Raw genomic sequence first — 14849 nt, 5'->3', positions numbered from 1 at the left:
CTTTTCCTAGAGTTCGACGCCCAGTCCGAAGCGCTTCTTCAGCACCCGTTCCAGCACGCCTCTTGGCACCCAGCGCGCCAGCAGCGGCAGGGCGCGGCTGCCGTTGCCGATGCGCACCAGCGTCGGACGGGGCTTGCGTTGTACGGCAGCGAGCAAGGTGCGGGCGAAGTCTGTGGCTGAAGTGGGGTTGTCCTGGGAGGCGCGGGCTCGTGCGCGAATGCCTTCGCGCACCGGCCACCAGGGGGAATCTTCGGCGATCAGGGCTTCGGCCTCGCGAGTGGCGCTGGCACCGAAGCTGGAGGCGATGGCGCCTGGCTGCACCTCCATCAGCTCGATGCCGAAGGCGACAGCTCCAGGCGCAAGGCGTCGGAGAGTGCATGGACCGCGGCCTTGGAGGCGCAATAGGCACCGGCGAAGGGCGTGACCAGAACGCCCGATACACTGCCGATGTTCACCACCAGGCCCCGGCGTTTACGCAGCAGCGGGAAACAGGCGCGGGTCACATCCACCAGGGCAAAGACGTTGGTGTCGAACTGCTTGCGCAAGGCATCGACGCCGCCGTCCAGCAGCGGCCCCATGGCGCCAAAGCCTGCATTGTTTACCAGCACGTCGAGACCACCTTCCTCCCGTTCCAGTCGCTCGGCAAGGGTGGCGACGGCGGCCTGGTCATTCACGTCCAGCGCCACGGCGACGAAGCCGGCGGTTTCCAGCGTGGCCAGGTCCTGCGGCTTGCGGGCGGTGGCCCAGACGCTGTAGCCGGCGGCCTTGAAGGCGTCGGCCAGGGCGCGGCCGATGCCGCTGGAGCAACCGGTGATCAGGGCGGTGGAATTGGGCATCTCGAGTCCTTTGCTGGGGGGCATCCGGTTCGCCCTCTCCCCAGCCCTCTCCCTGAAGGGAGAGGGGGCCGTCCGTGCCACCGTCGAGGTCTGCGCGGATTGCTTGTCCCCCTCTCCCGCAAGCGGGAGAGGGGCCGGGGGGGGCGCTGTCAGTTCAGTCGACGAATTTGCCACGCAAATTGGCGGCGCGAAACTCCAGGGATTGTGCGCGATAACCCTGGCGAATGGGCGGCAGGGCCAGGCAGTCCTGCCACTGGGTACCGGGCTGCAGTTCGGACGGGCCGAGGTAGCGTGGATGGTCGTAGCTGGGCTGGGCCAGGTTGATGGTATCGCCGGGGCGGAAGGCCTGGACCTGCCAGGCGAAATCGCGCAGCACCGCGTCGTCGCCGTTGCGCACGCGGATTTCCAGTGGACGGTCGGCGGGGCAGGTTTGCGGGGCGTAGGTGAGCTGGATATCGAGCCGGGCGAAGCGGTGTTCCTCGCCGCGTTCTTCCCAGAGCACCCAGACGGCGATCAGGGCGACGCCAAGCACCGCCGCCAGGGACAGCGGCAGGGCCTTGGCCGGGTAGCGCAGCAGCAGGACCAGCCAGGTCAGGAAGAGAACAGCGCCAATGAGCATGGAAAGACCTCCGTGAGGCCTTCCATGCTAGCAAGAGCGCCCACGGCCGCCGAGGGCGATGTAGGAGCGAGCTTGCTCGCGAAAGGTTGCCCCTTCGCCAGCAAGCCGGCTCTTACAGGTCAGCGGGCGATGCTGTGTACGGTAGCGGACTGCGGGGCGCGACCGTAGACGTCATCCAGACGCTCGATGTCGTCTTCACCCAGGTAGCTGCCGGACTGCACCTCGATGATCTCCAGCGGGATCTTGCCGGGGTTGGCCAAGCGGTGGACCGAGGCGATCGGGATGTAGGTGGACTGGTTTTCGGTCAGCAGGAACACCTTGTCGTCGCAGGTCACCTGGGCGGTGCCGGAAACCACGATCCAGTGCTCGGCGCGGTGGTGGTGCATCTGCAGCGAAAGCTGTGCACCGGGCTTCACGGTGATGTGCTTGACCTGGAAGCGGCCGCCCATGTCCACCGAGTCGTACGAGCCCCAGGGGCGGTACACGGCGCAATGGTTCTGGGTCTCGCTGCGGCCGTCGGCGTCCAGCTTGTTGACCAGTTTCTTCACGTCCTGCACGCGGTCCTTGTGGGCGATCATCATGGCGTCCTTGGTCTCGACCACCACCACGTCGTCCAGGCCGATCACCGAGACCAGCTTGCCGTTGCCGTGCACCAGGCAGTTGTGGCTGTCTTGAACTACCACGTCGCCCTTGGTGACGTTGCCGTTCTTGTCCTTCTCGTGCACTTCCCAGATGGAGCTCCAGCTACCCACGTCGTTCCAGCCGGCGGAGAGCGGTACCACGCAGGCGCGGGCAGTCTTCTCCATTACCGCGTAGTCGATGGAGTTGTCCGGGCAGCAGGCGAAGGTGGCCGAGTCGATGCTCACCGCGACGCCGTCGCGCTTGCTGCGCTCCAGGGCCAGCAGGCAGGTGTCGTAGATGTCCACATCGTGCTGCTTGAGTTCTTCCAGGAAGCGGCTGGCGCGGAACAGGAACATACCGCTGTTCCAGAAGTAGTCGCCGGATGCCACGTACTCGCGGGCCCTGTCTTCGTTCGGTTTCTCGACGAACTGCGCCACGCGGCTGATGCCTTCCGGCAGGGCGCCGTCGGCTTTGCTGCGGATGTAGCCGTAACCGGTTTCCGGGCGCTCGGCGGGTACGCCGAAGAGCACCATCTCGCCCTTCTCGGCGGCGCTGGTGGCCAGTTCCAGGGCTTGCTGGAAGGCTTGCTGGTCGCGCAGTACGTGGTCTGCCGGGAGCACCAGCATCAGCTCGTCACGGCCCTCGGCGACCAGTTGCATGGCGGCGATCGCTACTGCCGGCGCGGTGTTGCGGCCGAAGGGCTCCAGCAGCATGGCCTGGGGTTGCAGGCCGATGGCATCGAGCTGCTCCTGGACGATGAAGCGGTGATCCTGGTTGGCCACCAGCACGGCCGGCTGCATGCCTTCGAAGCTCAGGCGCTGAAGGGTCTGCTGGAACAGGGTCTGGTCGCCGGCGAGGGCGAGGAACTGCTTGGGATACTGTTTGCGCGAAAGAGGCCAGAGGCGAGAGCCGCTACCGCCAGAGAGGATCACGGGAATCATGGGTGTTTCTCCTAACTCAGTCATGGGTTGTAGGCGCTGCTTCCACAAATCACATTTCTTTCTTTTCCCACCCTCTGCGGGGCGGGTAGGTACCGGCGTGGTTCAATCCGCGCCGGTTGTTTCTTCGTTGCTAATCAGGACTCCGCCGGGCGCTTGACCCAGACAGGAGAGAGCTTGCCGCCGCTGCCGGTGATGTAGAGGCAGACCACTTCGCCGCGCTGCAGCGAGACGGGCTTGAGGTCGCTGACCTTCTTGTCACCGTCGAACAGGGCGAGGCCGACTTTCACCGGATTGATCTCGCGCTCGCCGCGACCCTGCGGGGCTACGTCCGCCACGACTGGCGTCTTGCCGTCGGCAGTCTTCAGGGTGAGCTTGGCGTCCGACAGGTTCTGTACGCGCAGGAGGGCCTTCTGCTTGTTTCGGAACGGCGGCTCTTCCACCAGCTGCGGGTCTTTGCCGGTCTGGTTGACCAGGGTGTAGTAGCGGTCGGCCTCGAGTTTCACCGAGAGGTTGCTGCTGCCGACCTGGGCGCTGTAGTTGCCTGGCGGGAGGAACTTGAAGTCGCTGGAGCCGAGCGGCGGAACGTCGGTCAGTGCGGTGTTGCCGACGTTGACGCTGAGCTCGTTACTGGCGGCGTTGTAGGCGCGGACGAAGGCGGAGCCCTTGGGCGCCTGGGGGCCGTACAGTCCACCTTCGTTGGCCTGGGCGTGCAGGGCACCGAGGCCGAGCACCAGGGCGCAGGCATAAGACGTCCAGCTGCGGTTGTTCTGTCGGTTCATGAGGTGTACCTCCATCTTCTCTCTTGATCGGGCCGTGTCCGGCCCTGTGTTCCCGTTCACGGGGTATTCAGTTGCCCGAGCGCGAAGCCAGGCGTTCGTCGGAACCCACACCCTTGCGCAGGCTGGCGACCCATTCGGGGTCGAATTCGGACAGGTCGCTCAGCATCGGCAGGTAGCGTTCCGGGAACTCCCAGATCACCAGCTGCGGCGGGGCGTCCTTCAGTTCGTCGCTCCTGAGGTACTTGAGCATCGGCAGGATCGGGCCGTGGCCGTCCTCCGCGTGGTTCACCAGGTCGCGCTGCAGTGACTGGCGCAGGGCGCCGGCGAAGTTCCAGCGGTCGTTGGCGCTGTAGCTGGTGCCCACCAGCACGACCGGTACATCGTTCTCGGCGAACAGGGCATCGTCGCCGGCGTTCGCTTCGTCCTGGCTGCGGGTGGCGCGCTTCTGCAACTGGTCCGGGGCCGGCATCAGGTTTTCGAACAGCGGGTCCAGGGGCAGGAAGCGGGTCAGGTCGCCCTTGTAGTCCTCATTCCCCACCACCTCGGTGACGTACTGCTGCGGAGTGCCGCGCAGGCTCATGGCCTGGCCCACCGCCTGGCCCAGGCGACCGGCCACCACTTCGGCGCCCAGCGGGGTCCAGTGGGTGTCGGTGCGCAGGAAGACCTGGCCCTGGTTCTTGGCGTCTTCCAGCGTGGCGAGCAGGTCCGGGGCGGTGATCCCGGCCTTGCGCGCGGCACCACGGAAGCGCTCATAGAGGTCCTGGCGCAGGGCAGTGGGGGTGACCTCGCCGACGTGCTCGGGGTAGAGGCGCGATTTGGACGGGATGATCGCCAGTACCAGTTCCACATTGTGCCGCGCCAGCTCGTCGCGCACGCCCTGGATCAGCGCAAGGTTGTCGCGGACCTGACGGGAGCCGTCGGCTACCGGGTCGAACTCCTCGTCCGAGTAGAGCCAGCCGTCCTGGCCGATGACTACGCCCTGGCGGCCTTCGCCGAACAGCTTGTAGTCCACCAGGGCCCAGAGGTTGGTGCCCAGTTGCTTGACCGGGAATTCCTCGTCGTAGCGCTTCTCGAAGGCCAGGGCCAGCTTGCCATCCAGCACGCTGGTTTCCTTTGCCACGGAGAAACCGAGGATCGAGCGCATGGACCACAGGCTCAGCGCCAGCAGCAGGCCGCAGAAGAGCAGGATGTAGAGCAGGTTCAGGGTTCTGTTCATGGTCGGTTCCACTCAGAACTGGAAGTACAGGAAGGGCGAGAAGCTCTGCGCCGAGAGCTTCAGCACCGAGGCGGCGAACAGCAGGAGCACAGCGGCGTGGAAGGCCAGGGCGCCGATCTGTATGCGGGCGCGGGGCAGGGTGGCGCTGCCGTCGGCATTGATAGCGATGCCGTCGTCGTCCTCACGGGCCTTGGCCTTTGGCGCGCCAGCCAGTGGCTGGGCATAGAACTGACGGATGCCGCAGATGACCAGCACGACGTAGGCCAGCACCAGGGTGGCGATCTGCAGGCTGGTGAGTTGCGCGCGGTTGAGCTCGGAGAGCTGCCAGTCACCGAAGCTGAACATGGCGGCATACATGCGCCAGGCAACATCCAGGTTCTCGGCGCGGAAGATCACCCAGCCGATCACCACCAGCAGGAAGGTGAAGACCCACTTCAGCGGGTTGATCGCGCGGGGCGCGGCGTTCACGCCCAGCGCGCGTTCGATGGCCAGCCAGGCACCGTGCCAGGCGCCCCAGATGATGTAGGTGAAGTTGGCGCCGTGCCAAAGGCCACCCAGCAACATGGTGAGGAACAGGTTGCGGTAGGTCTGGAAGGTGGTGCCACGGTTACCGCCCAGGCTGATGTACAGGTAGTCGCGCAGCCAGGTGGAGAGGCTGATGTGCCAGCGCCGCCAGAACTCGGTGATGGACTGGCTGATGTAGGGCTGGTTGAAGTTCTCCATGAAGCGGAAGCCCATCATCAGGCCTAGGCCGATGGCCATGTCGCTGTAGCCGGAGAAGTCGAAGTACAGCTGCGCGGTATAGGCCAGTGCGCCGAGCCAGGCATCGCCCGTGGTCGGGTCGGAGAGTGCGAAGCAGTGATCGGCGATGGGCGCAATGCTGTCGGCGATGAAGACCTTCTTGATGAAGCCCTGCATGAAGCGCGTGCAGCCCTCGGCGAACTTGTCCACCGTATGGGTACGGTGGTTGAACTGGTCCACCAGGTCTTTGAAGCGCAGTACCGGGCCGGCGATCAGGTGCGGGAAGATCGCCACGAAGGCCGCGAAGTCCACCAGGTTGCGCGTGGCCGGGGTGTCGCCTCGGTACACGTCGATGATGTAGCTGATGGATTCGAAGACGTAGAAGGAAATCCCGATCGGCAGCAGGATGTGCGTGAGCACGAAGGGCTCCAGGCCGAAGGAGGTGATGATGGCGTTGAGGCTGTCGACGCCGAAGTTGGCGTACTTGAAGTAGCCGAGGACGCAGAGGTCCACCACTACGCCGAGGAGCAGCCATTTCTGCGCTGTTTTCGTGCGCACCCCGGCTGCGCCGATGCGCAGGCCGATCCAGTAGTTGAACACCGTCACCGCAGCGAACAGTGCCAGGAAGTCGATGCGCCACCAGGCGTAGAAAATGTAGCTGGCGACCAGCAACAACAGGTTTCGATAGCGTGTCCCGACCAGGTAGTACAAGCCGAGGAAGATCGGCAGGAACAGGAACAGGAACACGTTTGAAGAAAAGACCATCCGAGTCTCTCCGTTGAACGTTTGATTTCTGGCCCGCCACGTTGGGGCGGGGGCGTTTTTCTCCCCTCTCCCATTGGGAGAGGGGCAGGGGGTAAGGGATGTTGGGCTCCGCGTGGAGTCCGTCCGCCCTGACCCCAACCCTCTCCCAGGGGGAGAGGGGGCTGTCCGAGCGGGGGTTTAGCTCCCACCCTCCTTCTTCGGATGGAACACCTGGGTCACATCCCCGCCGAGGCGGAAGGTCTTGTAGGGCCCCATCTCCTCTTTGCGTTCGAGGGTCGCGGCCGAGCATTGGTAGAGCGAGCACCAGGGCTCCAGCCAGGCAAACTTGGCGTGTTTCTTCAGCTCGCTCATGTCCTGGTCGTCGCCGGTCTTCTCATCGAAGGCTTCCTGGTCATCCACGCCGGCGATCACGTTCTCGCCGAGGCGGCGCAGGGCGCCGTCGTTCGCTTCGCGCAGGTCCACACCGTTGGCCTGGGCGAAGGCCGCGATCATCGCCAGCGGTGGCAGGCTGTAGTTGTGGTAGGCGAGCGCGCGCTGGCGGCGCTTGAGTTCGTTGGGCAGGAAGCCGTCCTGGTCGACCTGGCCGGCGGCGACGCGGAACTGCTGCACCGACCAGTCGAAGAGGTCCTGGCGATTGGTCGCCACGGCGGTGGCCATCACCGACCAGGCGGCCCAGTAGGAGTGGTTGTTGATCTTCTTCAGCGGCAGGTCGCTCCAGTCGTGGACGACCTGGTCGGCAAGGCGCGAGAACCAGGACTCGATCATCCGGGTCTGGGCGCGGTAGGGTGCCAGGGGCTGCGACTCGGAGAACTTCAGGTGCAGGTAGGCCGAGGCCATGCTGCCCAGCGCCCATTTGCGCATCGACTTGCCGGTGTGGTTGTACTGGGGGCTCAGCAGCGCATTCGCCTGGGCCCAGCTGCCCAGCCACTGCAGGGAACATTCGAGCTGGGTGCGTTGGCCCTTGCGCATGTACTCCATGACCATCTTGCTGATGCCACGCTCCATCTCTGTGATGTCAGCGGTCTTCTCGCGGAAGGCCTTTTCCGCGTTCGGGTTGAGCGTCGCGCGGGCCTTGTCGGAGCCTTCGTACTTGCTGCGGAACTCCAGCTTCGCGGTATAGGGCGTGGGTGGCGCCTTGCAGGTGCCGGCGGACTTGGCGTCGATTTCCACAGGGGCGTAGTAGCCCCTGGGCGGCACCAGGTCTGCGGCGTGGCCTTGCCCGGCGAGCAGGATCCCCGCGAGCAGCGGAGCGATCAGCCAGGGTCTGGTAGTCATGGGTACCTCCTTCCTCACTCGGCCTTGGCCGTGAGGTTGTCCCCGCCCTTGCCGGAACGCGCGCAGAGGCTGACCTCGACGCTGAGATCCTGGGGCATTTGTTCGGGGCTGTGGATTTCCAGGGCGAGCATGTTCAGATCGGCCCAGTCGGGGTCGTTGCGCAGCTCGAAGGCGTAGCGACCACCGGTATCGATGCGGTCGCTCTGTTCCAGCTTGAAGTTCTCGCGTCGGCCGTTGAGGTACCAGATGGTGGTCTTGAGGTCGTGAATGGACGGATCGCTGAGTCGCAGGTCCACCTGGTAATCGCCTCCGCGCAGGTCACGCAGTGGCGCGCCCTTGCCATTGACCAGTACCTCGTTGGCGCCAGGTTTGAGCGAGACTTTGTTCTTCAGCACCGCCGTCCGGCCTTCGCAGCCGTTGTTCACCATGGGCACGGCCTGGCGGTAGAAACTCGCTTCGGCCATGTCGTAGTGGGTGGCGAATTCCCAGACCAGGACCTTGGGCGGGTTCTGATGGAACTCCGGGCTGCTCATGTACTGCATCAGGGCGCTTTCGAAACCGCCGCCACTGACCGCCATGTTGAGCACCTCGGCACCGGTGTGCTGCTGCAGGAATCCGGCGAAGTTGTAGGCCGGACCGCTATTACTGGTGCCCACCAGGGTCACCTTCGGGTTGGATTCGTCGCCGAACAGGCTGTCGCCGCCATCGCCCGCCGCCTCGGTTTCGTAGCGGTCGACGTACTGGGTGGCATAGCCGGTGCCGCAGAACTGGGCCGCGGTCTTGTGCAGGGTGCCGGCCTTGGACAGCAGGCCCACCACCTTGCTCTGGTAGTCCTTCTTCGGAATGTCGCTGAAGCCGGGAATCTGGTTCAGGGTTTCGGCGACAAGCGCGGCGGTACGGTCGGCGCCGGCCGGCGTCCAGTGGTGGTCCGCCTTGAAGTAGTAGTCGGTGCCCACGCCCTTCTCATCGAAGAGCGGCGACAGGTCGGTGACCCAGATGCCGGCCTTGCGGAAATGGTCGACGGCAGCCAGGTAGTTCTTCTTTGCCAGCTCGTAGTTGAAGTGGGCCTTCTCTTCGGGCGTGAGCTTCTCGCGGTTCACCAGGCCACGGGTGGGCTGGTAGACCACCATCAGCTCCACACCCTTGGCCTTGAGCGCATCGCGCAGACGCTTCAGTTGGCTCCAACCGAAGGGGGTGGTACCGAAGTCGGTACGCAGATCGTACTGGGTCCGGAACAGCCAGTCGCCCTGACCCTGAACCAGGGTGGTGAAGAAGCTGAGGTACTTGGTGTTGTAGTTGGCCGGATTCTGCGCTGCGGCGCAGAGCGGCCCGGTGCGCTGCACGCTGAACTCGGGCGCGGCGTGCGCACCTTGGGCGGCGGCCAGCAGGGCGGCTGCAAGGGCCGAAGGGGTGAACCATTTGCGGGAAATTCTGGGCATGATCGGGTACCTCAATCCTGGAGTTCGGCCTGGGTTTCGACGGGGTCGATCAGCACCGCTTGTTTGCGGCGCACCATCAGGTCGAGGATTTCGTCCTGCTTTTCGCCGAGGATGCCGGCGAAGCTGATACCGGTGGATTTGCTCGGCGCGAGCAGCTCGACGCGGTACAACTCGACCGACAAGGGCGAGTCGATGGATAGGGGGCTGGAGCCGTTGCCTGCGAGCTTGCCGCCGACCAGGATCAGCGAGACCTTGGTGTCGAAGGGGTCGAGCTTGATGTTGCGGTCGGTGTTGGAGAGGTCCTTGATGTGGCCATACACGCCGGTCAGGCCGTTGGCCGCGGAGAGGTTCTCGTACAGACGGATGTTCACGCTGTTGCGCACGCGGATGCCGTGGCGCTGGTTGCTGAGGATCTTGTTGCCCCAGAGCAGGTTGTTGGAGCTTTCGTAGATGGTGATGCCGTCGGAGTGGTTCTGGTACACCTCGTTCCAGGCGACAAGGTTGTTCACCGAGTTACGGTCGATCACGATGCCGGAGAGCTTGTTGTCATAGCTCTTGTTATTGATGATCCAGCTGTCGTCCACCTCACGGGAAATGATGATGCCGTGCTTCTTCTTGGTCCCGAAGACGGTGTTGTGGGCGATGACCAGACCGCTCGATCGGTCGTGCGGGTCGATGCCGTAGACGATGTTGTCGCGGTAGGTATTGCCTTTGATGACCACGTTCTCCGCTTCGAAGCAGTAGAAGCCGTACCAGTGGTCGACGAACTCCGAATCCAGCAGCCAGCCGGTCGGCGCAGGGCGCTTCAGGCGCTTGGCCTGGCCTGGCGTGTACTGGGTGATGGAGACACCGTAGGACTTGGAGTTGTCGTAGCCGAGGCTTGTGACCTTGCTGCCGACGATGTACAGCTCGCTGCCGCCCCAGGACACCAGGAACGGGCGGAACTCCTCGGGCTTCTGGAACCAGGCCGGGGAATTGTTCTTTTCGTTCCAGGCGGTGAGCTGGGTGCCGGTGATGAACAGCTTGCCGTCGTTGACCAGGAACGCGCCGCGCTCCTGGGACATGCGGAATTCCCGGGTCTCCTTGCCGATCTGCAGGCTCGCGCCCTGGGCCACCACGATTGGCAGGCGGGCGATGTAGACGCCCGGCTCGGTTTCGCTGAACTGGTTCTCGGGAAGCGCCTTGGCAAGGTCTTCCGGGGTCACGTAGCCCCCTTCGACGAAGATCGCCTGCGGCATGTTCTGCTGGCGCTTGACCCACTCACGCAGACGCTCGTCGCCGCCGATGAAGTCCTTCAGCGCATCCTGCTGGAGCATGCGCCTGACCGCTACGTGGCCGCGGGTGGCGCGATCGATCTTCGCTTCCACCGCTGCGGCGGTGTAGCCAGACAGGTCTGGCGCCTTCGGCGTATCCATGTGCAGTTGTTCCACCGGCGCGGTGGAAACCGTGTAGTTCTTGGTTTCCTTGAGCTCCTGGGTCGGTTCCGCACCTTGTACCCAGGGTGCGGCGAACTGCAGGGCGCCGAGCACGACGCCGCCCATCAGCATTGTGGTTCCCATGCTGCGTTTCATGGCTGTTCCTCCCTTGCGCCGGATGCTCATCAGAAGCGCCAGATGAAGTCGACGAAGGCGCGATGCATGAGCGAGTCGGTGCCGCTGGCATAGGCATCGCCCGGCTTGAACACGCCGCCACGGAAGCGCACGAGGGCGGAGCGCTCGTCCAGGTGTTCGGCCATGGAGGCCGGCAGCAGGCCCTGCTTGAAGTAGCGGGTGACCACCAGATCCATCTCCTGGCCGATGTCTTTCTCGCCGTCTTCCAGGGGCGCGATGATTCCGCTCTGGCCCACGTCCTGGTTGTCGTCCACGCGCCAGAAACGGTGGTAGACGACGCTCGCGTCGTAGTCCTCGCCCATCTGCCAGGAGGTGAAGGCAGTGGCCACCTGGAGGTTGCTCAGCTCGCCACGGAAGGCCTCGCCGAAACGGTGCATGCGGGCTTCGGTACCGGTGAAGTTGGAGCGGTTGCTTTCCAGGCCGGTCTGGCGGAACTGCTCGGAGCTGTCGTCATCGCCGCCGCCACTGCCCCGGGCGTAGGCGCCGCCGACCTTCCACTGGTCATGGATATTCCAGCGCAGGCCGAGATCCAGTGCCCAGGCGTCGACGTCGACGTTGCGCTTGCCGCTGGCGACGTTCTGATTGCCGACGGTGGTCTGTTGCAGTTCGTCTACATCGCCGGTCAGCCATGTGGCCTGGGCCCAGTAGTTCAGCGGCAGGGTGGAGCGCCGATCGAAGAAGCCGCCGTCGGCTTCCAGGCCCAGCCAGGTCAGGTCGCCGGTGGTGCGCTTGTCGAGTTCATCGACTTCCTCGCCGACGTTGGGCAGGTCGCCGTTATCACGGCTGTGGTGCAGTTTGGCGCCGACCCAGTGGCCTGGTTGCCACTGGGTGGAGATGTCGCCGAAGAAGTGCTGGCGGTCCTCGTCTTCAGGGGCCAGTTCGTCGATGTCGGTGCGGTACTCGCTGAAGCGCTCGGCGACTCCGGCATGGGCACGCAGCAGGGTGGTGTCGAAGCTCCAGCGCAGGGCTTCGATATTGGTGTCCCACCAGGTGCCTTCTTCGCTGCGCACGCGCTGGCGACCGAAGCGCAGGTGCTCGCCCGGGTAAGCGGTCAGGCCGCCGTAGTCGACCCAGAACTCGCGCATGGCTAGGTAGCTTTTGTCCGGCTCGCGGCCGTTGTTGCGCTGGCCGGCATCGGCTTCGATGTCGCTGGATTCCAGGGTGTCTGTTTCGACGATATCGGTGGCGGTAACGGCCTGGCCCATGGCGAAGGCGCTCCAGTCGCCACGCTCGCCATAGACCCAGGGACGCAGGTCGAGACCGATACCGTTGACGTCGCCACCGTCGCGGGTGCCGAGGTCGCGGTCGTCTTCGGATTGCGCGGTGATCTTCACGTCCAGGCCGTAGTTCTTGCCGTTGGGCTCTGCGGCGTGGGCGATGCTCGCGGCCAGCAGGGACAGGCCGAGGCCTGCGCGGATCCAGGGTTTGTTGTTCATCGTCGGTACGGGTCCTTATTGGGTCTGCATGGCCTGCATCTGGGGCGTGCCAGGTGCGGCGGCGCCACGTGCTGCGCGTTCTTCACGCAGCAGTTGTTCGGCGCGGGCGCGTTCGGCGGGCGGCAGCTGCTGATCAACGCGCTGGGCAAGTTCCAGGGCCTGCGGGGTGTTCTTGGGCAGGGCCAGTTGGCTGAAGACGTAGGCATTGACCAGGTTCGGCTGGATGCCCTTGCCCTGGGCGTACATCTGGCCCAGCGCGAAGTCGGCATTGATCTGGCCGTTGCGTGCGGCACTGAGCAGGTGCTCCAGGGCCTTGTCCGGGGCGATGTCGCCCAGGTAGCCGCGCAGGTAGATCTGGCCCAGCAGATAGTTGGCGGTGGGCTCGGTCGGGGCCGCCTTGAGCAGGTGTTCCTCGGCCTTCTTCGGGTCCAGGGGCACCAGCTTGCCTTCGTAGTAGAGGCGGCCCAGCAGGAGTTCGGCGCGGGGCTGGGAGGCGGCGCGACCCTTCTCCAGGTAGCCCAGCATCTGCTCGGTATCGCCCTGGCCGGGGTACTCGTACAGCAGCTTGGCCAGGCTTACCCAGGCAGCGGGGTAGGTCGGTGCCACGGCTTCGAGCATTTCCTGGGCCTTGCCTTCATCGGGCTTGCCGATATCGGCGTCGGCCAGTACCTGAGCCACTGATTCCACGCGCTGGGCGGGAATGCGCCCGGCCTGGTAGCCGGCCATCAGTTGGTCCAGCAGTTTCTGCTGGGCTTCGGCATTGCCTTGCTTCTGATAGACCGTGGCCAGCTCGACGTAGCAGACGTCGGCGACCGCCAGGTTGCGGGCACAGATCTGTTCGATCTCGCCCAGGTGCTGATCGTAGGTACCCTGGGTGCGATAGACGAGGATCTGCGCCAGGTCTGCCTGGATGTGGCCTTCGGCGCGCCACTTGGCGATACGTGCTGGGACGTTCACGGATGGGAAGTCCTGCGGGTACTGCAGATAAAGCATCACCAGCGGTAGCAGGCTGCTTTCTTCACCGGCTTCGAAGGACTCCTCCAACAGTTGCGCGGTTTCGCGGCGCTCGGCCTGGCTCAGCGCAGTCTTGCGCGCCAGCAGTTTGCCAAGGCGGGCCTTGGCGCGGGGCGACTGGTCCATGGCCTGGCGATAGGTCTGCTCGGCCTTCTGCAATTGCTCCGGATCGCCACTGGCGACCTGCATGTCGGCCAGACCGACCGCGGCATCGGCATAACCGAGATCGGCCAACTGGCGGAAGTTCTGCTCGGCAGTGGTGCTGTCGCCGCGCTTCAGGGCCTCGCGGGCGAGGCGTTCGTCCGGAAGTCCCGCGCAGCCGGCCAGGGCGATAGCCGCGGCCAGCAGCAGGACGGGGGTGGCGTGATGGGCCATGGTCGCGCCCTCCTCAGAAGCCCGCGGCCAGGGCGCGGTCGATCAGCCAGTCGAGGGACGGGCCGCGATCGATGCTGACTTCCACCGGCTGGCCGGCGAAAGTGCTGGGCAGCGGCTCGTCGGGCTGGATGGTGGCGCGGATGTCGGCGGACATGCTGCCGTCATGCAGGTTGCTGCTGAGGATCTTGCCGTGGCGCACCTGATCTTCGCCGGCGACCTGGAAGGTGACGCGGGCACCCGGTTTGGCCTGGGCGATGTTGCGGAAGGGGAAGCGCGCCTGGATGGTGGCCTGGGTGTCCTGGGGCACCAGTTCGAAGATCACGTCGCCCTTGCTGGCGAACTGGCCGTCGGCCACGAGCTGGCGCGCGATCTTGCAGTTGCAGGGGCTGGTGAGGGTGCCCTTCATCTGCTTGCCGAACAGTTCTTCGACGTTCTTCGGAGTGAGCTGGTCGTCGGTCAGGTGGCCCTTGAGCATCTCCAGCATGGTGGCGTTGAAGGATGCGATGGGCGCGCCTTTCTCCACGCTGGCGTCGGCGCTTACCAGGCTCTGTACCGTGCCTTCGCGGGGCATGGTGACCTGCATGGAGGGCACTGCCACCATCGCCGAGTCAGCGTGGGTGACGAAGTACAGGCCGTACAGTGAGTTGAGGATGTAGGCGAAGGCACCGACGCCAACGACGAAGATGCCGGCGCTCAGGCCGACTGCCCTGAGGCGGGCGAGGGGGCCCATGCCGCCACCGGCGCCACCTTTGCGCGGTTTGGTGAAGTTCTCGCGCTGCAGGGTGTTGAGCAGGTCGCCGGCGCTGACCAGTTCGCCCGAGAGGTGCGAGCTGATGAGGTAGCGCAGGGTGGCGATGTCGCGCGGCTGAAGGCCATGGAAGACGCAGCCGACGCGCTCGTTGCGCGAATCCACGGCGCGTACCTGGAACTCCACGTCCAGGCCCAGGCTGAGGCCGTCGATCTGGAACATCAGGCGGCCCTTGTGGTGGTCGCCGATGTTGGCGCTGGCGCGGCCGGCGGTGAAGGCGAAACCTCCGGCGGACACGTCCAGCAGCGACGCTTCGAAGCGTTCGCCACGGGCGATGTAGCGGATCTTGCCGGGGATTTTCACCCGCGCGTGCTGGCGCTGGGCTTCGGATTCATGCACCACATTGAGATTGACGGCTGTATTCATGGCTTCGA

11 protein-coding genes and 1 pseudogene are annotated in these 14849 nt (G+C 65.0%); all 12 read right to left on the bottom strand.

The window, feature by feature from the left end:
- Nucleotides 1-6: 6 nt before the first annotated feature.
- The 12 genes and pseudogenes from E8E75_RS16170 to E8E75_RS16115 all read right to left on the bottom strand — a co-directional run bounded on the left by E8E75_RS16170 (nt 7) and on the right by E8E75_RS16115 (nt 14841).
- Nucleotides 7-836 (bottom strand): annotated as a pseudogene (locus E8E75_RS16170) (SDR family oxidoreductase).
- 154 nt (nt 837-990) lie between these two features.
- On the bottom strand, nt 991-1455 hold the full coding sequence (locus E8E75_RS16165) for a multidrug transporter (RefSeq protein WP_120652772.1): 465 nt from the start codon (nt 1453-1455) through the stop codon (nt 991-993).
- A 119-nt stretch (nt 1456-1574) separates the two neighbouring features.
- Nucleotides 1575-3017 (bottom strand): mannose-1-phosphate guanylyltransferase/mannose-6-phosphate isomerase, encoded by a 1443-nt coding sequence (locus E8E75_RS16160; RefSeq protein ID WP_120652771.1) that lies wholly within the window; start codon nt 3015-3017, stop codon nt 1575-1577.
- A gap of 134 nt (nt 3018-3151) precedes the next feature.
- Entirely contained in the window at nt 3152-3796 is a 645-nt protein-coding gene (locus E8E75_RS16155) for an alginate O-acetyltransferase AlgF (protein ID WP_120652770.1), read from the bottom strand.
- A 67-nt stretch (nt 3797-3863) separates the two neighbouring features.
- Nucleotides 3864-5012 (bottom strand): alginate O-acetyltransferase, encoded by a 1149-nt coding sequence (locus E8E75_RS16150; RefSeq protein ID WP_120652769.1) that lies wholly within the window; start codon nt 5010-5012, stop codon nt 3864-3866.
- 12 nt (nt 5013-5024) lie between these two features.
- Nucleotides 5025-6518 (bottom strand): MBOAT family protein, encoded by a 1494-nt coding sequence (locus E8E75_RS16145; protein WP_120652768.1) that lies wholly within the window; start codon nt 6516-6518, stop codon nt 5025-5027.
- A 177-nt stretch (nt 6519-6695) separates the two neighbouring features.
- Complete coding sequence (locus E8E75_RS16140; protein WP_153922381.1) at nt 6696-7793, bottom strand: mannuronate-specific alginate lyase; 1098 nt, start codon at nt 7791-7793, stop codon at nt 6696-6698.
- A gap of 14 nt (nt 7794-7807) precedes the next feature.
- Nucleotides 7808-9232 carry an alginate O-acetyltransferase gene (locus tag E8E75_RS16135; RefSeq protein ID WP_153922383.1) on the bottom strand — a complete coding sequence of 475 codons (1425 nt, stop codon included), beginning with the start codon at nt 9230-9232 and terminating at the stop codon, nt 7808-7810.
- Between the two features lie 11 nt (nt 9233-9243).
- Nucleotides 9244-10779, bottom strand: coding sequence for a mannuronan 5-epimerase AlgG (algG, locus tag E8E75_RS16130; RefSeq protein ID WP_153922442.1), 1536 nt, complete (start codon nt 10777-10779; stop codon nt 9244-9246).
- A gap of 53 nt (nt 10780-10832) precedes the next feature.
- Complete coding sequence (locus E8E75_RS16125) at nt 10833-12278, bottom strand: alginate export family protein (RefSeq protein ID WP_153922386.1); 1446 nt, start codon at nt 12276-12278, stop codon at nt 10833-10835.
- Between the two features lie 15 nt (nt 12279-12293).
- Nucleotides 12294-13667 (bottom strand): alginate biosynthesis TPR repeat lipoprotein AlgK, encoded by a 1374-nt coding sequence (gene algK / locus E8E75_RS16120; RefSeq protein ID WP_153922388.1) that lies wholly within the window; start codon nt 13665-13667, stop codon nt 12294-12296.
- A gap of 13 nt (nt 13668-13680) precedes the next feature.
- Nucleotides 13681-14841, bottom strand: a complete 1161-nt coding sequence (locus E8E75_RS16115) for an alginate biosynthesis protein Alg44 (RefSeq protein WP_153922390.1) — start codon at nt 14839-14841, stop codon at nt 13681-13683.
- Between the last annotated feature and the right edge of the window lie 8 nt (nt 14842-14849).

Source organism: Pseudomonas sp. BN606 (genome assembly GCF_029873115.1).
Taxonomy (GTDB): domain Bacteria; phylum Pseudomonadota; class Gammaproteobacteria; order Pseudomonadales; family Pseudomonadaceae; genus Metapseudomonas.
This window is presented reverse-complemented; position numbering and strand designations above follow the sequence as displayed.